The following is a 23743-nucleotide window of genomic DNA, read 5'->3' as shown; positions in this document are numbered from 1 at the left end:
ACTATACAGTCTCAGCAGAGTGCGGATTTAAAAGCGTGACTGGTCAGCTTTCAAATCATTATTCAGACTGGACTTACATGAGGATCAACTATGGCTAATCCGAACGCCATTCCGATGGTGCCTGCGGCAGCCGCGCAGGAGAAGTGGAAAACCTGGCTGCAATACATCATCGTCGGTGCGCTGACGGTATTCTTCTCCTACGTGACGCTGTTGATGTATGCACAGGGCGAAGTGTTGTATGGCAGCTTGATCATGGTCTTCACGGCGGTGTTCACCTTCATTTTTCTGTCAGAACGCGCCTACGTCTGGCGATACGTTTTTCCGGGCCTGATCGGTGTGTTTGCTTTTGTCATTTTCCCGATCATGTACACCCTCGGGCTGACGTTTACCAATAAGTCCAACCTGCACCTGCTCAGCTTTGATCAGGCCAAGTCCTATTTTCTGGACCAGACTTACATCGCCGACGGCGCTCAGTCTTATGAGATCGGTTTGTATGAAGAGGGCTCGGCCTATCGCGTGGTTCTGGAGAGTGAACAGGGCACCCTGTTCATCACTGAAAACGCGCTACCATTGACGCACGTCGAACCGATCTCAGAACGACTGACTGAAATCCAATCTGAACCCGATTTACCACAGGCTGAACGACGCGCAACAATCACCTATCGTAATGAGCTGGACAGCCTGCAACTGGTATTGCCCGATGGCACCGTACTGGCTAAGTCCAAACTGCGCGAATACAGCCAGAACTACCCATTGTGGACAGAAAACCCGGACGACCCGCACCAGCTCACCAATCAGAAAGACGGCACGGTGTTGAATGCCAGCTTTGAGGACGGCTTTTTCTATGACAGCGAAGGTGAGTACTACACCCCGGGCTTCCAGGTAAATATCGGATTCGACAACTATGTTCGCGTACTGACGGAAGACGGCATGCTGGCGCCTTTCCTGCAGATTTTTACCTGGACCATGTTTTTTGCCATCTTTACCGTTGTGGTGACTTTCTTCATCGGTATGACCTTAGCCAGCTTTGTTCAGTGGGAGCCGATCAAAGGCCGGGGTATTTATCAGGTATTGCTGATTCTGCCGTATGCGGTCCCCAGTTTCATTCTGATCATGATTTTCCGGGCTTTGTTTAACCAGAATTTCGGGCAGATTAACTACGTATTGGAACTGCTTTTTAACATTTCTCCGGAATGGAACTCGGATCCGAACTTCACCCGAACGATGATCCTGATCGTTAACCTGTTTCTCGGGTATCCGTACATGTTCATTCTGAGTCTCGGTATGTTGCAGTCGATTCCGAAAGATCTGTACGAAGCGTCCAGCCTGGAAGGTGCGGGTCCGTTAGTGAACTTCTTCAAGATTACCCTGCCATTGGTGTTGCGCCCGATGCTGCCGCTGATGATTGCGTCTTTCGCGTTCAACTTTAACAACTTTGTATTGATTCAACTGTTAACCCGAGGGGGGCCGATCATCATTGGCTCCAATCCACAGGCCGGTGAGACCGATCTGTTGGTGAACTATGCATTCCGACTCGCCTTTATGGGTGACACGCGAGACTTCGCGCTGGGGGCTACCGTCTCGACCTTTATCTTCATGATGGTCGGTCTGTTCGCGGTAGCGTATCTGAAAGCGGCGAAGATCGAAGTCGGCATTAAGAAATAAGGGCAGGAGGACTGAATCATGGTTAAATCTAAATCGCATAATTTTCGAATTCTCGGCGTACATCTGTTTCTGCTCACGTTTCTCTTTTTCGTGATCTATCCATTGATGTATGTGGTGTCCATTTCGTTCCGCAGTGGTCACACGCTGGTGGACCCGGAGAACTTTCTGATTCCATCGAGCCCGACTCTGGAGCACTGGGCATTGGCGCTGGAGCAGAACTACACCGGCATGAACCCGCTGAAAAAAGACATTGACGGCGTGGACACCGTGTCATTTAACAATGGCCTTGGCACAGTCACCTACTATGCCGATGGCCGTTGGACACTGGATGCCGATCCCGCCTTTGATGAGGCTGATTATCCGCTTGAAAGCTATCTGGCCATTGCGTTCCTCGACAACTTTGGTGAGCGTCTGCAAGCCGCGGGCAGCGATGAGAACGGCTTCATCGATCGACAGAAGATTGTGCTGGATGTCGCGGATAACGAAGGGCTCTATGAAGATGCGTTGTTTATTTCACCTGACGGTCAGCTGAGCGGACAGCTTTCCCTGCCTGATCGTCCGGCTGACGCCGATCGCGCAACACTGCAGTATGGCGACGCCTATGTCTCAACACCTCCGTACCCGGTACTGAGCTGGCTCATGAACACGGTGAAAGTGGCGACGATTACGTCGATTCTGGTGCTGTTGTTATCCACCACCAGTGCGTATGCCTTCGGTCGTCTGGGCTTTTACGGTAAGGGTCCCATGTTGAAAACGCTGCTGGTACTGCAGCAGTTTCCGAACACCCTGTTCCTGACAGCGTTGTACCTGATCTTTGAAAAGCTCGGCTCGTTCATTGGCTTCATGTCATTAAACACCCACTCTGCCTTGATCATCGGGTATATGGGATCGATGGCGTTGAATATTTTCATGATCATCGGTTACTTCGACACCATCGATCCTTCGATGGAGGAGTCGGCGGCGATCGATGGGGCAACACCTTGGCAAACCTTCTACCGAATTTTGCTGCCATTGAGTGTGCCGATTCTCGCGGTCGTATTTATTCTGACGTTTATTAACATCGTCAACGAGTTCCCACTCGCTTCGGTACTGATTTCAGATATCGACAAGATGACCCTGGCCGTGGGTGCGCAACAGTTTATTCAGGCGCAGAATCAGCTTTGGGGTGACTTTGCGGCTGCGGCTGTGCTGGCGGGCATACCGATCACCATCGTCTTCTTGATTGCCCAGCGCTTCCTGGTGGGCGGCCTCACCGCCGGCGGGGTTAAAGGGTAAATCCCCGGTTCGCCTGCGGCGAAATCAAAGCCCCTTAACGGGGCTTTGATAGGGGATTTACGACCGCACAAGGATGTGCGGGCTGGACTGCCGCCACGGATGGAAGAGATACAGAATATTGCCCTCTAGAAGCCCCTTAACGGGGCTTTTTTAGTGACTTTACGACCGCACACTACTGTACCTCAACATCGAGTTATCATGGCCTGTAGTCCCAGCATCATCCCACCAAACTCATTTTTACCTATTCAACCACATGCTCTGTCCATACCTCACAACTCTTCCAGAACAAGCCGTCATCGCGGGTAAGCCCGGCTTTTTCATAAAAGTTGTAGGCTTCCTCATTTGATAACGTCACGACGGTGATATCGTCTTTTCCGCCTGCTTCATCCAACAACAACGTCATCATCTTGGAACCGATGCCTTTCCCAACATAACGTCGGTCGACAGCAAGGTCGGTGATAAACAGAAAATAGGCGAAGTCTGTTAAGCCAAAGCCGATACCGATAAGAAGGTTGTCTTCATTTCTTGCGGTAATGGACAGTGAGCAGTTCTGGAGCAGTTTGGTGACTCTCTCCTCCAGGTTTTCTTTAGGATATTGGCTTCCCAAATCTGTCCGTTTTAAAAAGTCATAATATTCTTTGAAATTCAATCGGTCGGAAGCTGAATACTGGATCATTTTTTTAAACCTCAGCAAAATAATAAGGTCAGCAGAGGGGAACGAACGCAAGAAACTAGGATTGGAGTTCAGGGAACTTATAGAACTGCTCTGTCGTCGGGCCTTATGAAAATCTAAACGCCCATGAGGGGGGACGCCTGCATGAGACTCTCAGATGCTTAAGCAGATCCGTTATTTCGCTATCTTTTATAACCCCGTTAAACTCCCAACGACTGCGAAGTCAGTCTTCTTCCTGAAAACCAGCGTTTAATAACATGCTGACAGAGGCAGTATTAAGCGGATTAGTGTCTGCTTCAAGTCTCCGTATTGTCAGCTCATTTGCCCGGTTCGTTGATGGTAAACATCCGTAACCAGCCGAAGCGCTTTTCGGGTTCCTTCTGTTCGATACCAAGAGTGATAGCTTGGCCTTCATACCAGTTTATAACCGTTTTACTAAAGCGCAGCGTCGAGGTTGGACAGTGCCATCTGGCCAGGATCCGGCTAATCGCCCTTGTGCGTAACTCAACCACTGTTAACACATTTCATGCCACTGTCTTATACTTGTTCTATCCTGACCGTCAAACTCAGGTATGATGACGACAAGTTAACAGGAGCTCTGATGTCCCATCTGGAAAACATTCCCACACCGGTTGAAATCGGTCCCGATCATCTCATCAACCGAGAACTGTCATTACTCGAGTTTCACCAGCGTGTCATGTTGCAGGCCATGGATACCAGTATACCGTTGCTCGAACGTCTGCGTTTTTTGTGCATCTCAAGTACCAACCTGGATGAGTTCTTCGAGGTCCGCGTTGGCGGTTTAAAAGAACGGTTTGAAGCCGGATCGAATGTGCCCGATGTGGATGGTCTGACCCCCGAACAACAGCTCGCCGCGATTTCAGCCAAAGCGCACGATTTCGTGGACACCCAGTACGAGTTGCTGAACGAAGCACTGTTCCCTCTGTTGGCGGAAGAGGGCATCCGCATTGTGCGCCGTGAACTTTGGACGGATGAACAGAAGCAGTGGCTGAAAGAATACTTTCATCGTGATGTGCTGCCCCTGTTGAGCCCGATTGGACTCGACCCGGCCCACCCGTTCCCGCGCATTCTGAATAAATCACTGAACTTTATGGTGTTTCTGCAGGGCAAAGACGCGTTCGGCCGCAACAGTGGCCGGGCCATCGTGCAGTGTCCGCGGTCATTGCCGAATATTGTCCGGCTGAAACTGCCCGGGCAGGAAACCAAAAACGACTTCGTGTTCATGTCGTCCATCATTCATTATTTTATGGATGAGATCTTTTTCGGTATGACCGTGAAAGGCTGTTATCAGTTCCGGGTCACGCGTAACTCCGATCTGTTTGTTGACCGGGAAGAAACCGATGACCTGCGTCGCGCCATTGAAGGGGAACTGGTGTACCGGCAGTACGGTGATGAGGTTCGGCTGGAAGTGGCCGAGAACAGTCCACCGGAAATGATCGACTTCCTGATTCGTCAGTTTGAAATCGGTGATCCTGACTTATATCGGGTGAACGGCCCGGTGAACCTGAACCGGTTGCTTGAACTCATTGATAAAGCAAATCGGCCCGACCTTCAGTTCCCGCCATTTGAAGCGCACTACCCGAAAATCCTGCGCCGTAAAAACAGCATTTTTGAAGCCATTGCCCGTGGCGACATTCTGCTGCAACACCCCTTCGACTCATTTTTGCCGGTGGTGGATCTGATCCGGCAGGCCGCGAAGGACCCGAAAGTCGTCACCATCAAACAGACCCTGTATCGCACCGGGACCAAATCGCCCATCGTCGATGCACTGGTGGCCGCCGCGAAAGCCGGCAAAGAGGTGACGGTGGTCATTGAGCTGCTGGCCCGTTTCGATGAAGAAGCCAACGTGGCACTGGCAACGCGGTTGCAGGAGTATGGGATTCACGTGGTGTATGGTGTGTTCGGCTATAAAACGCACGCCAAGATGCTGATGATCGCGCGCAAAGAGAAAAACCGGTTACGACACTATGTGCACTTGGGTACGGGTAACTATCACCCGAAAACGTCGTCGATCTATACCGATTATGGTCTGATGACCGCTAACCGCCAGATTGGCGACGACGTGAACCGTATCTTTCTGCAACTGACCAGCTTGGGACGCGTATCGAAACTGGACAAGGTGCTGCAGGCGCCGTTCACTCTGCATAAGACCATGATCCGCTACATCGATCAGGAAATTGCCCACGCCAATGAGGGCCGGCCCGCAAGAATCGTCGCCAAGATGAATTCGCTGTCGGAAGAAAAGCTGGTGCATAAACTGTATGAAGCCAGCCAGGCCGGAGTCCAGATTGATCTGATTGTGCGGGGTATCTGCCAGGTCCGACCGGGAATTCCGGGTGTGTCCGATAACATCCGGGTTCGCTCGATCGTCGGTCGCTTTCTGGAGCACACACGCGCGTTTCATTTCCATAACAATGGCTCGCCGGAAGTCTTTCTGGCCAGCGCCGACTGGATGACGCGGAACATGTTCCATCGCGTTGAAGCGGGCTTCCCGCTGCTGTCCCGGAAAATCCGTGACAAAGTCATCGCCGACCTGGAGTTGTATCTGCAAGACAATGTTCAGGCGTGGGTTCTGAACTCAGATGGCAGTTACAGTCGGGTGACGTCCGATCTCGAAGACGAGGCTATTTCGGCTCAACAACGCCTGCTGACGCAGGCAACGGAATAATAACTGCTTTGTGACCTGCTAAAAACGACGGCGTCAGCCGTCGTCCTCCGGGCTGTTCAGTACCAATTGATAGCGGCTCTTTTTCATGGCACGAACTTCCGATTTAAGATCCGCACTGGCCAGTGGCTGGCTGTCCCACCAGGCGGGTGGTGCGCTGAAGTGAAGGGTATCGTCATTGAGATGCACTGACCAGCCGATGTCCTGTTTCTGATCGCGCGATCGCGTTAGTACACAGGCCAAGCGGAAGATGTGCAAAATCAGGATAAAGTCGTCCAACTCTTCCTGTGGTAATACCTCAATTGTGGACCAGTCGGGTTTTTTTCGCTGGTTACGCACCAGAGTCGCTAATCGATTTTGTTCATCAAAACCAAAGCCGGCGAGGTGGCTGTTCGCGACGATATAGCCACTGTGCACCTGAAACTTGTCGTGATTAATGTCCAAACCGATTTCCTGCAACTGACAAGCCCAGTGTAGATATCGGCTCCAATCCTCAGAAAGCTCACGGCTCGACAGGACCTGGCGGAGCAGTTTCTGCGCCACCCGATTGCTGTGCTCCGCATGATCCTGGTCGGCATGAAAGCGACGGGACAGCGTGAGGACTGACTGTTCGCGCATGTCCGACATGCTGTCGTGGCCGAGTAAATCAAACAGCACGCCCTCGCGTAACGCCCAGGGCGAGGCCTCAAGAGATTCCAGTTTCAGAGCCTGCATCACACAGCGCAGAATGACCAGACCGCCGATAAACACCGGCTGGCGGGTTTTACTCAAACCTTCCAGTTTTAACTCGTCCGTATGACCCGCCTGGCGACATTGCGAGAGCAGGTCATCGAGCGCCTCAGAGGTAATCAGCGGGTGTCCGGTTTGGGCTCCCAAGACGCTGCTGACGGCTTTGATCGATCCGGAACAGCCAATGGCCCGCTGCCAGGCCTGCCGGCGAAAGTGGTGGCTGAATGGCTCCAGTTTTTGCAGACAATAGATTTCAGCGGCTTTGATGTGTTTTTTGCTGATGGTACCGTCGCTGAAAAAACGCTTGGTGACCGAAACGCAGCCCATACCGAGTGATTCCAGAGATTTTGGCGTAAAGTCTTCGCCAATGATCAGTTCGGTGCTGCCACCACCGATGTCGATAACCAGACGGGTCTGGTGATCATCTTCCAAACCAAACGCCACACCCTGATAAACCAAGCGGGCTTCCTCGGCACCGGAGATGATCTGTATGTCGAACCCCAGTGCACGTTCCGCCTGATCCAGAAAGCTGTAAACATTTTTAGCCTGCCGTAAGGTGCGTGTACCAACCGCGCGAACACAGGCGGCAGGCAGGTGTTTTATGCGCTGATGAAACCGCTCCAGGCAATCCAGTGCCCGGCGTTTCGACAGGTCATCCAGCGTTCCATCGTCGCTCAGCCCATAGCCCAGTCGCACCGGCTCTTTCAGCCGGTCAATGACGTTGATCTGACCGTCTTCGACCCGGGCGATGATCATGTGGAACGAGTTAGACCCCAGATCCACCGCTGCAATTTCCTCTGTTCGATTTCGCCAGAAACCAGAAAGCTTTAACATGGGGAATAACCTATCCTTTTCATGGGGAGGCGGCTGGTCCGACATCCCGGTCTGTCGTCGGGCCCGGCGGAACTGTTCGGTTCACATCGGTGCCCGTAATTTGATATCAGGAGTTTGATTGTGGCGATACATCCATTTCAAGGCAAGCAACCACAGCTCGGAGAGCGCGTCATGGTCGCGCCGGAAAGTTACGTTCTGGGCGATGTGACCATCGGTGCGGACTCTTCAGTCTGGCCGGGCGCGATCATCCGGGGCGATATGCATGAAATACGCATCGGCATGAGAACGTCTGTCCAGGATGGCGTGGTGCTGCACATTACTCACGCCAGCGACTACAACCCGGGCGGGCATCCGCTGCACATCGGTAATGACGTCACCATTGGTCATCAGGCCTGCCTGCACGGCTGCACCATTGGTAACGAAGTGCTGATCGGTATCGGAGCGACCGTACTGGACGGCGCTGTGGTGGAAGATCAGGTCATTATTGCCGCTGGAACACTGGTGCCACCGGGTAAACGGCTAGAATCCGGTTATATGTATAAAGGCAGTCCCGCGCAGGCGGCCCGGCCGCTGAGCGAAAAGGAACGACGTTATTTCCGCTATACCGCCGGTAACTATGTGAAGTTGAAAGATTCGTATCTGGACGATGGCCTCGGCGGCTGATGCTCTTCATCTCGCTGTCACAGTATCCCGGCAGACTGTGCCTTCTGATTTTACGATGCGCTGCCGGGCCGATACCCATCCGCTCCTTTGATGGTCGCGTATCACATTCATCAATCGGACAGAGGTCATCATGCGCTTTTTTCTGTTTTGGGTTTTGGTCAGCATCAGCTCGGTAACGCTGGCCGAGACCACGTTGAAAATCTCAACCCTCTACCCACCCGGCAGTGCGGCCGTGACATCGCTGCAGTCCGCAGCGGAGAGTATTCGGCAGCAAACCAATGGCAATGTCGTACTCAAAGTCTATCCGGGTGGGGTGATGGGCGACGACTCTACGGTTATGCGTAAAATGCGCATTGGGCAACTGCATGGCGCCTTGCTCAGCGGGACCGGATTGGATCTGATCACCGACGATCTGAAAGATCTCAGTAAGCCTTTTCAGTTTGACCGTATTGAGCAGGTTTACGAGGCGCGGCAAACACTGGATACCGACTTTCGCCAGCGCCTGGCCGAAGAAGGCTGGACAGCCTTCGGGCCGCTGGATGGGGGCTTTTCTTATCTGATGTCTAAACGACCGTTGTCCGATTTAGAAGCCGTGCGTAACACGCGTCTTTGGCTGCCCAATACCCGGGATATTCAGAAGATGGCCGACAGTCTGAATGTTGATTATCTGGTGATGAACATTGGCGACGTGTTGACGGGACTGGACACCGGCGCGATAGACAGTTTGATCGCGCCACCATCTGCGGCCTTCACGCTGAACTGGCACAGCCGGTTTGATTACATCACGCAAACGCCGGTGCTTTATACCTGGGGTATGCTGGTGATGCCCGACCGGGTGTTCCGACCGCTGTCCGATGCAGAACGTGAGACGGTGGTTTCGGCGTTAACCCAGTGGTCGGATGAGCTGGATCAGCGCTTGCGCGCGGATAATCAGAAAGCCCGGCAGGCGATTAACCAGTTGCTGGAACCCAACACCTTCGATGCCTCGGACATTAATGCGTTACGAACCTCGCAGCGCTGAAAAAGAACCGCGCATTGGTAACGCTTGGTAACAGCTTGAACGGCTGAGAGTGTTACCAATCGACATAAAAAAAGGGTGCGTTCGCACCCTTTTTAATCTCCTTTAGAAGGTCAGTAGATCTCAAGCTCGAGATCATCATACTCACTACGTAACCGTCTCTGCTCAACATGATCTTCAATGGCTCGACGTGCGGCCAGCTTACGATGATTCTCAGCGCGCTTGTTTTCGCTGGCATCGGCTGGTTTGTGTAGGATTGAATCTTCAATATTGGCGAGTTCTAGCTCAAACAGGTTCGTAGACATGATGTTTAGCTCCTTATAATGGCGACTGCCGCTTCTTGTTATTAATCCAGGATTGCCTGAGGGGTCTCTCAATGACAATCCGAGTCTAGATCATTCCTGTTTCAATTCCGTGAAGTCCATCGAACTGACGGTTTTCATCTGTTACTAAAAGAAATAGGAATAACGGACAGCTCTGTTGAAAGCAAGAACAATGCCCAATATGACAGGTGTTGCTTTTGCAGCCCAATGGCAAAGTCAAGCGATGTCTGGGCAGAACATATCGAATAGCGGTTTAATGCACGGCATCCGTGGCTTGGGAGAGGGTTTGCAGATTGCTGTGGCGAATCAGCGTGAGCACCTCGGACGCGGGCAGTGGGCGACTGATGATATATCCCTGCGCATAATCGCACCCAAGTGACTCGAGATAGTGCAATTGTTCCCGGGTCTCCACACCTTCGGCGACCACATTCAGGCGCAGGCTTTCAGACATGGCCATGACGGCTTCGACGATGGGGCTGGTTTCGCCCTGTCGTGCTTCTGCGACAAAAGACCGGTCGATCTTCAAGGTATCGATGGGCAGACGCTTCAGATAACTCAATGATGAATAGCCGGTGCCGAAATCATCCAGTGCCAGGCGTACACCGAGTGAACGGAGTTGATTAAGAAAATCCTGGGCGTGACTGATGTCTTCCATGAGCATACTTTCGGTGAGCTCAAGCTCCAGATATTCGGCCGGCAACTGAGAGTTTTGCAGAGCGTTGTAGATAATGTCGTAAAGGTCGTTGCGTCGGATCTGGTGACTGGACAGGTTAACCGATATGGAAATGTCACCAAAACCACGCTGTCGCCATGCGGCGGCTTCCTGACAGGCCTTGTTCAGCACCTGCTCGCCAATGGCCGAGATCAGACCGGTTTCTTCGGCCAGCGGGATGAAATCGTCGGGGTCCAGGACGCCTTTGTGCGGATGGCGCCAACGGACAAGCGCTTCGACCGAATCGATGATGCCGGTGTGCAGGTTCATCTTGGGTTGATAATCGACGGAAAACTCGTTGTTAATGACGGCTTTGCGCAGGGCTTTTTCAAGCTGCAGTCGCTCTAACGGCGTTGTCGCCAGTCGCTGATGATAGAACTGATAGTTGTTGCCGCCCTGATAGCGAGCTTGGTTCATGGCTGCAATGGCGTGATTGAGCAGCTGCGTCAGATTGCCTTCGGTGACAACGCAAACGCCGATGCTGGCGGTTACGATCAGCTCGTGTTCGCCAACCAGGAATGGCCGGGTAATTTCCGCTTGCAGGTGTTCCAGCATCGACAGCAGCATGTCACGATCCTGTTCAAACTCGATGATCATGGCGAACTCGTCGCTCGACAGGCGAGCCACCTGACGAATCGGTTCCTGCAGGTTATTCAGCCGGGCCGCCAGATCTTTCAGCAGTTGATCACCGACTTCCAGGCCGAGGCTTTCGTTTACCGACTTAAAGCGATCCAGGTTGATGACGCAAACGGCGTAGTGTTCGGTCAGCAGCGGTTCGTGTTCACGGAACTGGCCGACGATTTCATGGAAGTAGCCACGATTGTAGAGCCCGGTGAGCTTGTCGTAGTTGTTCAGATAGCGCAGTTCTTTTTCAGTGCGTTGGGATTCAGATTGATCGCGGCAGATGCCCAGATAGTGAGAGACGCTGTTGTCTTCACGGCGAATGGTTGTCAGCGTCATCGTCATCGGGAAACGTTCGCCGCCGCGTCGCTGACTGAACAAGTCTCCGCTCCAGCGGCCATTGCTGATCATGCTCTGCGAAATGCGTTGGGTTTGATCGGTACGGATGACCTGAAACAGAGGCAAACCCAAGAGCTCACCTTTCTGACGGCCGAAAATGTCGCAGAACACCCGGTTACAGGTTCGGAACTGTTGGTGTTGATCGAGAACAAAGACACCGTCGGCGCTGTTGTTGAACAGGCTGGAAGACAAACTCAGTTCTTCCTGCAACTGCATGTCTTTGGTGACGTCTCGTCGGGTGCCGATCATCCGGATCGGGCGGCCACGCGCATCGCGTTCGGTCACCTTTCCGATATCCTCTATCCAGCGCGGTTGTGCCGTTTCCGGAAGAAAGACCTGATACCGCATCTGATAATATTCCGATTGGCCGCGCAGATGTTTGGCCAGGGCCCGGCGTACCTGGGGAACGTCAGGCTCGGCAACATAGTCGACCAGCGAAAAGGTTTCGCTGTCCACGGCGCTCTGTTCACCGAAAAAACGTTCCGGGTCGGAGTGATAGACCTTTCTATGTGGGATATCCCAGTCCCAGAAGCCGATACCCGAGGCCGTCATGGCCAGATTCAGTTGTTCCTCGCTCTGAATCAGGGCCTGATTGACCTCTTTGCGCAGTTCGACTTCAAAGTTCAGCCGTTTGTTGGCCTGTTCGATTTCGGAGGTTCGTTGTTTGATCTTGTCCTGTAATTGCGCCTGATTGTCGGTGAGTAACTGGGTCAGGCGTTGAGACTCCAGCTCATTACGGGTGTTGCGCAGAGCCATACGGAATCCGGAGAAGCTGCCGAGACTGATCAGCGCCATCAGCGGCAGGTGCACCTGAAACAGCACCGCGCTGTTGTTAATGAACAGAAACGGAATCGGGATCAGGGAAATGGCGGCCGTGACCGATGCCACCAGGCGGCCATGCGAGTAAAGAAAGGTGCCGGCAATGCCCGCTTCAGCGATTGCCAGCGTCAGGCACAATCCGCCACTGCGGGCTGTCAGCCCCCAGAGGACGCCTGTTGCCGTCGCCAACGCAAAAAACCAGGGCACCGGGCTCCACATGGGGTTATGGTGCATTTTATGACGGCTATAGCGGATCGATACCAACCCCGCCACGGCGAGGACTGCCATGGTTACGGGTGTGGCCAACGTTATATCGACGCCATTGGCCATGACGATATAGGTAGTCGCGCAAATGAAACTGAGACACAGCGATGCCCACCAGAAGATCCTCGCGTTGGCGAGTAGGATCTGGTGTCGGCGGTGACGGAGGGTTTCCTGAAGTGTCTGCATCGTTGTCGTCGTAATCTTTGAGTGCAGTATAGGCCGTGCTACCGGAATCACCAGCGTGAGCGCTCATTTTACGGTGGTTTTCAGCACCCGGATCCTCGCTTAAACAACTGGGTGACGGTGATTGTCGGGCTGCCAAAGAGATTCGCATCTGCTACACTCGCCCTGTTTTTTTATACAGTTATTCGATATGCACACCTTACAGCTTGATACCCTGAACCCTGAACAGCATGCCGCCGTGACCAGTGACAGCCCGAACCTGTTGGTGCTTGCAGGTGCGGGCTCCGGTAAAACCCGCGTCCTGACTCATCGAATCGGCTGGTTGATTGCGGCCGGTCTGGCCTCGCCGTACAGTGTTTTGGCCGTGACCTTTACCAATAAGGCGGCCCGGGAGATGAAAAGCCGGGTCGAGGCGTTACTGGAAGCCCCGTCGCAAGGGCTCTGGATCGGGACTTTTCACGGTCTGGCGCACCGGTTACTGAAGGCGCACTGGCAACAGGCCAAGTTACCGCAGCATTTTCAGGTGATGGACAGCGACGATCAGCTGCGTCTGGTGAAGCGCATCATCAATGAAATGAACATCGAAGATGACCGCATTCAGCCTAAACAGGTGCAGTGGTTTATCAACGGTCAGAAAGATGAGGGGCGTCGGGCGGCTTATGTGTTGACGCAGGGCGACTGGTATCAGGAAACCCTGAAAGACATCTATGTGCGTTATGAAGCGCTTTGTCAGCAGTCCGGTCTGGTTGATTTCGGAGAACTGCTCCTACGGGCACATGAGCTGTGGCTGAACGAGCCTTCGGTACTCGAGCATTATCAGTCGCGTTTTACGCATGTATTGGTCGACGAGTTCCAGGACATTAACACCATTCAGTACGCCTGGTTAAAGGTGCTGGTGGGTGACCGGCTGAGCCTGACCATTGTTGGCGACGACGATCAGTCCATCTATGGCTGGCGCGGTGCGAAGGTCGAAAACATTCAGAGTTTCGAGCATGACTTTGAACGCACCGAAGTGATCCGGTTGGAGCAGAACTACCGCTCAACTGAAACCATTCTGTCCGCCGCGAATGCCGTCATTGATAACAACCAGGGTCGGCTGGGCAAAAACCTATGGACCGAAGGCGCCAAAGGGGAACCCATTCGTCTGTATGCCGGCTTTAACGAACAGGATGAGGCCCGTTTCATTGCCGATGAAATGAACCGCCTGATTGAAGGTGGGGTGAATCCAACCGAAATCGCACTGCTGTATCGCTCGAACGCGCAATCGCGGGTGCTTGAAGAGGCGCTGATTCATCTGCAGATTCCTTATCGGATTTATGGGGGCGTTCGCTTCTATGAGCGGATGGAAATTCGCAACTCGGTGGCGTACCTGCGATTAATTCTGAACCGCCAGGACGATGCCTCGATGGAACGCATCATGAACGTTCCGCCACGCGGCATCGGCAACAAAACTTTCGAGACCTTGCGGGTACTGGCCCGGGATCAGGGTTGTTCGCTGTGGGTGGCCGCCCAGATGGCTCTGGAGAATGGCGTGTTGGCCAAACGCGCAGCCAATGCGTTGGCGAATTTCGTACAGTTGATGACCGATCTGGAAGAAACCGTACTCGATAAAGAAGATCTGGGTGACATCGTCAAGTTTGTTAACGACGCGTCGGGTATGATCGATTATCACGAAAAAGAAAAAGGTGAAAAAGGCCGGGCGCGCGTCGAGAACCTGAACGAACTGATTTCGGCCGCACAGTCTTATGCCAGCGATCAGGACTACGATTCTATCGCCGAGCTGTTAGCCATGTTCATTTCGGAAGCGTCGCTCGACGCCGGCGATGCCCAAGCTGACGAGTTTGAAGACAGTGTGAACCTGATGACGTTGCACAGCGCCAAAGGTCTGGAGTTTGATCACGTCTTTCTCGCGGGTCTGGAAGAGAACCTGTTCCCTCACAAAATGTCGATGGGCGACCCTGGTGGTTTGCAGGAAGAACGTCGCCTGGCTTACGTGGGCATCACCCGGGCACGCAAGGAACTCACGCTGACTTATGCAGAGAGCCGTCGGCTGTATGGCAGTGAAACGTTCAACACCGTGTCGCGTTTTGTTCGGGAAATTCCCGCGGAGTTATTGAACGAAGTACGTTTGCGAGCCAGTGTGGCCCGCCCCGTGGATTTTGGTTTGCAACAGCAGGTGGCGATTGAGGATGCCGGTTTGTCGATCGGCCAACGGGTCACCCACCCCATGTTCGGTGAAGGGACGATCCTTAACGCCGAAGGTGGTGGCGCACAAACCCGGGTACTGGTCGCGTTCGACGATGGCAAAGAACGCATGCTGATGTTGCAGTACGCTAACCTGCAACCGGTCTGAGCCATGAATCGTGTGGAATCGTTCGCACTGGCGGCCGGTGAAGCACCTCGTGTGCTGGTCCTGGGGTCGATGCCGGGAGTGGCCTCGTTAACGGCCGTGCAGTATTACGCGCACCCTCGCAACGCGTTCTGGCCGATTATGGCGGACTTCTTTGGATTCGACCGTGACGCTCCCTATGACGATCGCCTCGCGGCGTTGTTGGCGAAGCGGGTGGCGTTGTGGGATGTGCTGCAAAGCTGCGTTCGTCCCGGCAGCCTCGACAGCGCCATCGAGCGCGACAGCATGGTGCCGAACCCGATTGACAGTTGGATGGCGACACAGCCATCGCTGCAGACGGTTTTGTTAAACGGAGGCCGTGCAGCGACGGAGTTTCGCCGCTACTTCAAAGCTATCCTATCGAACCCGAACATTGAGGTGGTGACCCTGCCTTCCACCAGCCCGGCCTATGCGGCTATGCGATTTGAGGAAAAACGCGATCGCTGGCATCACGCGTTGCACCGGGCTTTGCAACCGTCTTAGCTTTCCCGGTTGCGGATTTTTTCCAGTTTGTCGATGTTCAGGGTGTCAGCCCGTGGTTCACAGCGAACATGCAGTGCCGCCTTGGACAGCATGTGCGCGGTAATTGGCGCAGTCAGGAAAATGAACAGCGTGATCAGAAACTCCTTGATGCTTAAACCATCCCCTTTGAACGAGTAGAAGATGATGGAGGCAACCAGAATGGAGCCAATACCAAGTGTTGAGGCTTTCGTTGGCGCATGCAGCCGCATGTAGAAATCCGGCAGCTTGAACAGTCCAAACGAACCGATCAGTAAGAAAACCCCGCCAATCAGTAAAAACACGACCGTAGCCAGTTGAGCTATATCCATAACTGAATCCTATTCGATGATGTCGCCACGCAAAATGAATTTGCAGACCGCCGATGTACTGACAAACCCGAGCATTGCAATGAACAATGCGCCTTCGTAATAGAGCGGCGAGCCCATGAAAATGCCCAGCAAAACGATCAGGGCAATGGCGTTAATGTACATGGTATCCAACGCAATGATTCGATCGAGCATGTGCGGCCCTTTCATGAAACGCCAGAGGTTCAACAGTAACGACAGCCCAATCAGTGCGCTGACAATGAGAATCGTCGTTTCTAACATCCGAAAATCTCCTTCAGCGGTGCTTCGTATCGAGACTTAATCTGAGCGATCAATGCCGCTTCGTCCGGAACATTAAGCGCATGAACAAAAAGACATTGCCGATCTTTGGAGACTTCCGTACTGACGGTGCCAGGCGTCAGCGAGATGGTGCTGGCCAGGAGCGTAATCGGTAAGGGTTCGCGCAGATCCAGCGGAATTTCGATAAAGCCAGGTTGTAATTTATGGGCCGAGCCCAGGATTTGCCGGGCGACAACAATGTTGGACACGATGATGTCGTAGAGCAGAACCATGACATAGCGAACTGCCTTGCCGGGCTTTTTCACGCGAGAGGTGTCCGATTGAATTCGGCTGACCAGAAAAGGAATGAACCAGGCCAGTACCACGGCAAGCAACAGGTTGCCGACACTGAAACTGTTGGTCAGTAATATCCAGACCACCAACAGCAGGGCAAAGTTAAACGGACTGGGCCAGAGTGAATGCTTAATGTCCATCGCTGTGCAATGCCTCCTGTTGGTCGATGATCTGCAGAACAAACTCATGGCTGTTGACGACATCGTCGGCCGCGCGATCCGTAAACTCGGTCACCGGACCGGCAAAGATTGTCAGTAAAGGTGAGGCCGATAACAGCAGAACGATGGCTGTCCACTGCAGCGGGTGCGCCGTTTCAGACCCGGGTTTGCTTCCGGATAAATGCCAGAACAAGGCGGTACCGGCACGGGAAAATGCAATCAGCGCCAGCAGACTGCTGACCAGAACGGTTCCCCATAGCCAAGTTTGCTCTTGTGGCTCGACAGCGCCCTGCAACACCAGAAGTTTACCGATGAAGCCGGACAGCGGTGGCAACCCGACGACCGCAATGGCGGCAATCATGTACAGGATGCCAAGAGGTTTGCCTTGCGCCATGGGACGGGACACCACGAATCGATCCTGAGCATTTCCGCGCTGCACACGAATCTGATCTGCCAGCAGGAAAAGCGCGCCGGTGACCAATGTTGAATGAATCAGATAATAAAGTCCGGCACCCAGGGCATTACCTTGGTTTACGACAAAGGTCAGCAGCAGGGTACCGACGGAGATAATGACCATGTTTGAGGTCAGCAGTCGCAACGATGGTGCCGCCAGTGCGCCCAACATGCCGAACACCAATGTAGCGATTGCCAACGGCCAGATCCAGCCGTGCGCCATAAACGCCAACGATCCGGCCGTTTCCCCGAAGATACCGCCGAACACGCGGTAAATGGAGTAGAGACCAACCTTGGTCATGATTGCGAACAGCGCAGCCACCGGGGCCGATGCGGCGGCATAGGTTTTCGGTAACCAGAACTGCAATGGCAGCATCGCAGACTTTAAGCCAAAGACGACCAACAGCAACATACCGCCCGCCTTAGCGATGATCTGCCCTGAGGGCATCAGCGTGGTGACCCGGTTGGACATGTCGGCCATGTTCAGCGTACCCAAGGTTCCATAAAGGGTTCCGAGGGCGATCAGGAAAAACGCTGAACCAATCAGGTTCAACGTAATGTAATGAAAGCTGGCTTTGGTTTTTTCCTTGCCGCCGCCGTGAATCAGCAGTGCGTAGGACGCGATCAGCAGGATTTCAAAAAATACAAACAGATTGAACGCATCACCGGTCAGAAACGCACCGTTGATACCCATAATCTGAAACAGAAACAGCGGATAGAAAAACCGACCGGTGGTTTCTTCATAAGCCGCGCCATAGAGTGCAGCACAGAATGCCAGCACGGCGGTTAACAAGACCAATAAGGCGGAGAGCCGGTCGGCCAGAAGCATGATACCGAACGGCGGATGCCAGCCACCCAGAATATAAATAAGCGGGGATTGGTCGGTCGTCATCAACAGCTCGATGGCGATGATAACCAACACACCCAACGCCCCGAGGGTAAACCAACGTTGCATGCGCAAATGGTTGGCAAAGGGCGGCAGTATCAGCAGGATACCCACCAGCGATGGCAACAGAATGGGCAGAATCGGTAAGTGAGTCACGAGCGCTTATCCTTCTGTCTCAACGTCTGTTCCAATGAAGGCGGGGTACCATCGACGTGATCGTTACCCAGGTCTGCCCGGGCTCTCATCGCCAGGATGACGGCGAATGCGGTCATGGCAAAGCCGATGACGATGGCCGTTAACACCAGTGCCTGTGGCAGCGGATCGGTGATTTGTTCGGAGTGTTTAAGAATGGGGGCTGCGTTCAACGCCAGTCGTCCACTGGCAAACAAAAACAGATTGACTGAATAGGACAGCAACGTCAGCCCCAGGACCACACTGAACGTGGTGCCCCGCAGACAAAGATAGATGCCACAGGATGTCAGTACGCCCACACAAAGTGCAAAGATCAGCTCCACGCTTACTCCTCCTCTTCCCGAAGTCGATCAGTTGTTGTCAGGCCGCCCAGGTTCGCCAGGATCAGCATGGATGCACCGACCACGGTCAGGTAAACACCCAGGTCAAACGCCATGGCACTGGCCAGCTCGACTTCACCGATCAGCGGGAAATCGATGTAATCGTGCCAGCTCTTGAGGAACGGTTGTTGCCAGAGAAAGCTGCCGACCCCGGTCACAAATGCAATCAACAGCCCACTGCCAATGAGGCTCAGGTAATTGACATTAATGCGATCACGCAGGAAGTCATAGCCGCGGGCAATGTACTGCTGGATGATCGCAATCGACGTAATCAGACCGGCAATGAAACCACCTCCGGGCAGGTTGTGGCCGCGCAGGAAAATGTAAAACGACACCATCAAGGCCAACGGCAACAGCGCCTGTGAAATGATCTGGAACATGATGGGGTGCTTGTCCGGCGCCCAGGGGATGCCATCCGGGTCGGTGTGTGGCTGATACAAACGCATGCGCGCAATCAACTTAAAGATCCCCAGAGCGGCGATGGCCAGTACGGTGATTTCGCCAAAGGTATCAAAACCGCGGAAATCCACCAGAATGACGTTCACAATGTTGGTGCCGCCGCCCAGCGTTTTGGCATTCGCTTCATAAAACCAGGAAATGGACTCGAACGGACGGGTCATCAGAGCGTAGGTCAGTGTGCCGACCATTCCGCCAATTAAAACGGACAGTGACGCATCGCGAACGATGCGGTTGGGCGACGAGTAGTTGCGTATCCGCTGCGGTAAAAAGTACAGCGCCAGCAATAGAAGCACGATGGTGACGACCTCAACCGAGAGCTGAGTCAACGCCAGGTCCGGTGCTGAAAACAGTGCGAAGGAAATCGAGACAATCAAGCCGACAATGGACAACAATAGCAGCGACAACAACCGTTGGTGGTGCCAGATGACGGTGGCAATGGACGCGACACAGAGCAGTGTGGCCCCCGCGATCATGACCGAATCCACCGGGATCTGTGGACGGAAACCGGCGGTCGAGTTCAATGACATCAGCGGCGGAATGGACACCGCCACCGCCAGAAACAGCAGCCAGAAAACAGAGCGCTGCGTGGCGCCGTTATCAAACCAGCCCATAAACACCCGAATACCATCACGGATTTTTTTGATACCGTCATCGAACATCTGGCTTTCATTGCGCTCAGGAAAGTTCGCCTGAAACCGGAACAATCGGTGCCGGTTTATGTAAAGCACCGCGCCTCCGGCCATGGCAGCAATGCTCATCATCAGCGGCAGGTTGAAGCCGTGCCAGATGTACAGTTTGTAGTAGGGTAAGTTGCCACCAAGGACGGCCGTCGAGGCGGAAGCCAGCAGCTCACCGATGGTCAGCTGAGGCAGAATGCCAACAATCAGACAAAGGCCGACGAGGATTTCCACCGGAACGCGCATATAGCGAGGCGGCTCGTGTGGCACTTTGGGCAGGTCTCTGGGTTCGCCGTTAAAAAAGACATCGTGAATAAAGCGCAGAGAATAGGCGACTGAAAAAGCCGCGCCAATGGTCGCAAAGACCGGCACCATCCAGGAGATGGACCCGAGTGTGCTTTGTTCGAGCGTCTCAGCAAAAAACATTTCTTTGGACAGGAAACCGTTCAGTAAGGGGACGCCCGCCATTGCGGCCGATGCGATGATCGCCAGGGTTGCCGTTTGCGGCATGTATTTCCACAAGCCGTTCAGTTGACGCATATCCCGGGAACCGGATTCGTGATCGATGATACCGGCCGCCATAAACAAGGACGCTTTAAAGGTCGCATGGTTGATGATATGGAACACGGCAGCAACAGCGGCAAGTTGAGTGCCCATGCCCAGCAATAAGGTAATGAGACCGAGATGACTGACCGTCGAATAGGCCAGTAAGCCTTTCAGGTCGTGTTTAAACAGCGCCATATAGGCCCCGATTAACAGCGTCAGCAACCCGGTGATCGAGACAATCAGGAACCAGGCTTCGGTACCGGCAAGGACCGGATACAGCCGCGCCATAAGGAAAATTCCGGCCTTAACCATGGTCGCAGAATGCAGATAAGCACTGACTGGCGTCGGTGCTGCCATGGCATGAGGGAGCCAGAAATGAAACGGAAACTGTGCAGACTTGGTGAAGGCCCCGAGCAGGACCAGCACCAGTATCGTCAGGTAATGTTCAGAGCCGCGGATCAGGTCACCGCTGGCCAGAACGATGTCGAGATCATAAGATCCGACCAGCTGCCCGATCAGCACTATGCCGGCCAGCAACGCCAATCCGCCGGCACCGGTGATGGTCAGAGCCATGCGCGCGCCTTTGCGGGCGTCAGACCTGTGGTGCCAGTAACTGATCAGCAGGAAAGAACTGAGGCTGGTCAATTCCCAGAAGAACCACATCTGCAGCAGGTTATTGGATAAGACAATACCCAGCATGGCGGTCATAAACAGCATCAGAAAACTGTAAAACCGGCCCATAGCATCCTTCTCGGACAGATAGTAGCGTGCATACAGAATGACCAATAAGCCAATACCGAGAATCAACAGCGCAAACAGCAGTGCCAGGCCGTCCAGGCGGAAACTGATGTCCAGACCGATCTTGGGAACCCATTCGGCAGCAAAGCGGACCGTCTGTCCGTCAAAAACGGTGGCAATGTGTGAAGCGATTAATGCCAGCGCAATGGCTGGGAACAGGGCGGTCAGTGCCGCACAGCCGCTGCGGCCCAAACGACCGGCTATCAGTGGCACCAGACTGCCGATGAAGGTCAGCAGGGGGACCCAATAGAGGCTCATGTGTCGTGGTTCTCCAGTGAAGAAATCAAATCGTAATAATCGTAGCTGAAAATTTTACGTTCAGACCAACGTTCTAGCTTACCTGAGCTGTAAGGCATTTATAACCGGCACCCTTTTGTTCTCAGCCCTGACGATCGCGTCCTTTACAACCAGCTGACCTCAGACGCCAGCGTTTGACCATTAATCTTGGTTTCAATCCAGCGCAGCAGGTTATCACTTTCCTGTTCGACATCGGTTCGTTCGGTGCCGGTGACCACCAGAGAAAACCGGCCCCTGTCGATGTCCTCGAACGGCTCGACAGCCAGCGCGATGTTGGACTGCTCCTTGCAATACCGCTTCAGCGGGGCAATCGCGCGCATCAGTTCTGAGGTGGAAGTGACGTTGGGCAGATACATTTCCTGCTGCATCAGTCGCATGTGTAAGGCCATAAAATTACCGTGATCGATAAAGCGATGGGTCACTGTAACCCGAAGTGAGAGCTGACTCAAAACGGTGCATAACCTTACAGTTCCTGCGGGAATGTGACGAGAATTGCAGCGTTGCGACGTTCCTTCCGACCAGTGCTTGGAATGGCTTGCGAACTGGTCTAATCTGATCGTTAACTGTCCAATGGCGGATTCATTCGAAGGCGTCCTTGGCTTCAACACTCCTCATCTGAGACTGGATCATCCGAATGTACGAAAATCTGAAAGCAATAGGCATCACCGATGTCGACCAAATTGAAAAATACACCGTCCGTACGGAAGGCCGGGCCGATGTATTGAAAGTTTATTATCGACGCGACAAGGGTGACTTGTTTGCCCGCAGCGAAAAATTCAAATATCCACGCCAGCAGAAGCGGGTCAAAGTAGATAGTGGTTCCGGCTCTTACAGCGACATGTCTGAAATTGCGCCGACACTGCGCTATGTGATCGAAGAGCTGGATCAGATCGCCCGCCACGAAGAGCAGGAAACCGATGTGAAGAAAAAAATCCTGTCCGATCTTCGTCATCTGGAAAAGGTCGTCAATTCTAAAATTGCTGAAATTGAAGCGGATTTGGAACGACTGTAAAACCCGCCTTGAAACGCCCCGAAGTGGGGCGTTTTTAATGAGTACGCCCCTTTATTTTCCCTGTTTTTCGTACCTGCGTCGGACTTGATGCTGATCATTTCAATGACGCGCTTTCCTTCCAGACAACCCTCAAGATTCTGGTAAACTGCGACACTTTCCAATCCATTCGTTACGAATCGAGACCGCTCTTTGCGTGCTTCGGTTTCAAGGAGAACGTCTTGCTCGAGCTGATTCTGTTTTCTCTGCAGGTGACTTTGCCTATCGCCATACTGGTTGTGCTCGGTGTCTGGTTTCGGCGTTTGGAGTGGATCAGTGAGCCATTTAATCAGGGTGCATCAAAACTGGTGTTTAATGTGGCGTTGCCGGCGTTGCTGTTCGTTAACATTGTGACCGCGGATGCAGATTCACAGGTTTCCTGGACCATTGTCGGCTTTGGCGCCCTGTTTACTGTGGGATCCTTTTTCCTGTTGAGCCTGCTCAGCCGATGGGTGACCCCCATACGTGAGGAGCGCGGCGTGTTTGTGCAGGGCTCGTTCCGCGGCAATATGGGCATTGTGGGACTGGCATTTTGCTACAGTGCTTTTGGGGTCGAAGGTGCGACACTCGCATCGGTATATCTGGCGGTGCTATCGCTGGTTTATAACGTCCTGGCCGTGATGACGCTGAACCGATGGACCACTTCGGAATCGGAACGTTCGATCCTTCGTTCAACCTTCTCCAGTCTTATTCGCAACCCGCTGATCATTGCCATCCTGGTATCTGGCGTATGGCGTACGTCGGGCGTGCCGGTACCGGGTTTTGTGGTCGAAGCTGCTGAGTATTTGGCGCAGATGACCTTGCCTTTAGCGCTGTTGAGTATCGGTGCGAGCTTGTCGTGGTCGGGGTTCATTTCCGCCGGGCGGGTGACGGCCTGGGCCAGCCTGTTGAAGTTAATTGTTTTACCCTACATGGCCGCCGGTCTGGCTTTCCTTTTCGGGTTTCGGGGAATGGAGCTGGGCGTTATGTATTTAATGATGGCCACGCCGACCGCGGCGGCCAGTTATATGATGGTTCGTGCCATGGGCGGCAATGCCAGCCTCGCCGCCAGTATTATTGCCGTGACGACTGTCTTGAGTTTGTTGACCACCAGTGTCGGACTGGTGGCCATGAAAGCCTGGCAGTGGATCTGATCT

Annotated in this window: 21 protein-coding genes; 9 read left to right on the top strand and 12 right to left on the bottom strand. The window is 53.5% G+C overall.

The annotated features are described in order from the left end of the window. Positions 1–90: 90 nt before the first annotated feature. Together malF and malG are read left to right on the top strand one after the other, a co-directional pair. Positions 91–1665: a maltose ABC transporter permease MalF gene (gene malF / locus MED297_RS10375; RefSeq protein ID WP_008044700.1), complete on the top strand. Its 1575-nt coding sequence runs from the start codon at positions 91–93 to the stop codon at positions 1663–1665. An 18-nt stretch (positions 1666–1683) separates the two neighbouring features. Next, complete coding sequence (gene malG, locus MED297_RS21285; RefSeq protein WP_008044698.1) at positions 1684–2940, top strand: maltose ABC transporter permease MalG; 1257 nt, start codon at positions 1684–1686, stop codon at positions 2938–2940. Positions 2941–3181: 241 nt separating this feature from the next. Here the strand turns inward: malG and MED297_RS10365 are convergent, their stop codons facing one another. Next, entirely contained in the window at positions 3182–3634 is a 453-nt protein-coding gene (locus MED297_RS10365) for a GNAT family N-acetyltransferase (protein ID WP_202594538.1), read from the bottom strand. Between the two features lie 580 nt (positions 3635–4214). Here MED297_RS10365 and ppk1 point away from each other — a divergent pair. After that, positions 4215–6302, top strand: coding sequence for a polyphosphate kinase 1 (ppk1, locus tag MED297_RS10360; protein ID WP_008044695.1), 2088 nt, complete (start codon positions 4215–4217; stop codon positions 6300–6302). A gap of 33 nt (positions 6303–6335) precedes the next feature. On the opposite strand, the gene ppx is transcribed toward ppk1, so the two are convergent. Next, positions 6336–7862 carry an exopolyphosphatase gene (gene ppx / locus MED297_RS10355; protein WP_008044688.1) on the bottom strand — a complete coding sequence of 509 codons (1527 nt, stop codon included), beginning with the start codon at positions 7860–7862 and terminating at the stop codon, positions 6336–6338. A 120-nt stretch (positions 7863–7982) separates the two neighbouring features. Here ppx and MED297_RS10350 point away from each other — a divergent pair, with 120 nt between their 5' ends. Further along, positions 7983–8525: a gamma carbonic anhydrase family protein gene (locus MED297_RS10350; protein ID WP_040556972.1), complete on the top strand. Its 543-nt coding sequence runs from the start codon at positions 7983–7985 to the stop codon at positions 8523–8525. Between the two features lie 130 nt (positions 8526–8655). Further along, positions 8656–9546: a TRAP transporter substrate-binding protein DctP gene (gene dctP / locus MED297_RS10345; protein ID WP_008044686.1), complete on the top strand. Its 891-nt coding sequence runs from the start codon at positions 8656–8658 to the stop codon at positions 9544–9546. Positions 9547–9656: 110 nt separating this feature from the next. On the opposite strand, the gene MED297_RS10340 is transcribed toward dctP, so the two are convergent. The 3 genes from MED297_RS10340 to MED297_RS22315 form a co-directional block, all read right to left on the bottom strand. Further along, positions 9657–9848, bottom strand: a complete 192-nt coding sequence (locus MED297_RS10340) for a PA3496 family putative envelope integrity protein (protein ID WP_008044685.1) — start codon at positions 9846–9848, stop codon at positions 9657–9659. Positions 9849–10119: 271 nt separating this feature from the next. Next, entirely contained in the window at positions 10120–12705 is a 2586-nt protein-coding gene (locus MED297_RS10335; RefSeq protein WP_161599295.1) for a putative bifunctional diguanylate cyclase/phosphodiesterase, read from the bottom strand. Beyond that, complete coding sequence (locus MED297_RS22315) at positions 12662–13015, bottom strand: hypothetical protein (RefSeq protein WP_237613435.1); 354 nt, start codon at positions 13013–13015, stop codon at positions 12662–12664. Before MED297_RS22315 ends, MED297_RS10335 begins: the two co-directional genes overlap by 44 nt. Before the next feature lie 39 nt (positions 13016–13054). Here MED297_RS22315 and uvrD point away from each other — a divergent pair, with 39 nt between their 5' ends. Together uvrD and MED297_RS10325 are read left to right on the top strand one after the other, a co-directional pair. After that, positions 13055–15217, top strand: a complete 2163-nt coding sequence (uvrD, locus tag MED297_RS10330; protein WP_008044682.1) for a DNA helicase II — start codon at positions 13055–13057, stop codon at positions 15215–15217. A gap of 3 nt (positions 15218–15220) precedes the next feature. Beyond that, complete coding sequence (locus MED297_RS10325; protein WP_008044680.1) at positions 15221–15736, top strand: DNA-deoxyinosine glycosylase; 516 nt, start codon at positions 15221–15223, stop codon at positions 15734–15736. On the opposite strand, the gene MED297_RS10320 is transcribed toward MED297_RS10325, so the two are convergent. The 7 genes from MED297_RS10320 to MED297_RS10290 all read right to left on the bottom strand — a co-directional run bounded on the left by MED297_RS10320 (position 15733) and on the right by MED297_RS10290 (position 21948). Next, positions 15733–16083, bottom strand: coding sequence for a Na+/H+ antiporter subunit G (locus MED297_RS10320; RefSeq protein WP_008044678.1), 351 nt, complete (start codon positions 16081–16083; stop codon positions 15733–15735). The two genes, MED297_RS10325 and MED297_RS10320, sit on opposite strands and share 4 nt — an antisense overlap. 9 nt (positions 16084–16092) lie before the next feature. Continuing rightward, entirely contained in the window at positions 16093–16362 is a 270-nt protein-coding gene (locus MED297_RS10315; protein WP_008044676.1) for a K+/H+ antiporter subunit F, read from the bottom strand. Continuing rightward, positions 16356–16853, bottom strand: coding sequence for a Na+/H+ antiporter subunit E (locus MED297_RS10310; protein ID WP_008044674.1), 498 nt, complete (start codon positions 16851–16853; stop codon positions 16356–16358). The genes MED297_RS10315 and MED297_RS10310 overlap by 7 nt, the downstream gene beginning before the upstream one ends. Beyond that, on the bottom strand, positions 16843–18366 hold the full coding sequence (locus MED297_RS10305) for a monovalent cation/H+ antiporter subunit D (RefSeq protein WP_008044673.1): 1524 nt from the start codon (positions 18364–18366) through the stop codon (positions 16843–16845). Before MED297_RS10305 ends, MED297_RS10310 begins: the two co-directional genes overlap by 11 nt. After that, positions 18363–18725 (bottom strand): Na+/H+ antiporter subunit C, encoded by a 363-nt coding sequence (locus MED297_RS10300; RefSeq protein WP_008044672.1) that lies wholly within the window; start codon positions 18723–18725, stop codon positions 18363–18365. Before MED297_RS10300 ends, MED297_RS10305 begins: the two co-directional genes overlap by 4 nt. Positions 18726–18727: 2 nt before the next feature. After that, positions 18728–21520 (bottom strand): monovalent cation/H+ antiporter subunit A, encoded by a 2793-nt coding sequence (locus tag MED297_RS10295; RefSeq protein WP_008044670.1) that lies wholly within the window; start codon positions 21518–21520, stop codon positions 18728–18730. A gap of 143 nt (positions 21521–21663) precedes the next feature. Next, positions 21664–21948, bottom strand: coding sequence for a hypothetical protein (locus tag MED297_RS10290; protein ID WP_008044668.1), 285 nt, complete (start codon positions 21946–21948; stop codon positions 21664–21666). 245 nt (positions 21949–22193) lie between these two features. Here MED297_RS10290 and MED297_RS10285 point away from each other — a divergent pair, with 245 nt between their 5' ends. Together MED297_RS10285 and MED297_RS10280 are read left to right on the top strand one after the other, a co-directional pair. Continuing rightward, positions 22194–22571, top strand: coding sequence for a DUF3461 family protein (locus MED297_RS10285; RefSeq protein ID WP_008044666.1), 378 nt, complete (start codon positions 22194–22196; stop codon positions 22569–22571). A gap of 218 nt (positions 22572–22789) precedes the next feature. Next, on the top strand, positions 22790–23740 hold the full coding sequence (locus MED297_RS10280; RefSeq protein WP_008044664.1) for an AEC family transporter: 951 nt from the start codon (positions 22790–22792) through the stop codon (positions 23738–23740). Positions 23741–23743 lie beyond the last annotated feature (3 nt).

The organism is Reinekea blandensis MED297 (assembly GCF_000153185.1).
GTDB classification, from domain to species: Bacteria; Pseudomonadota; Gammaproteobacteria; order Pseudomonadales; family Natronospirillaceae; genus Reinekea; species Reinekea blandensis.
The sequence above is the reverse complement of the archived record's forward strand: the minus strand, read 5'-3'. Positions and strand labels throughout refer to the sequence as shown.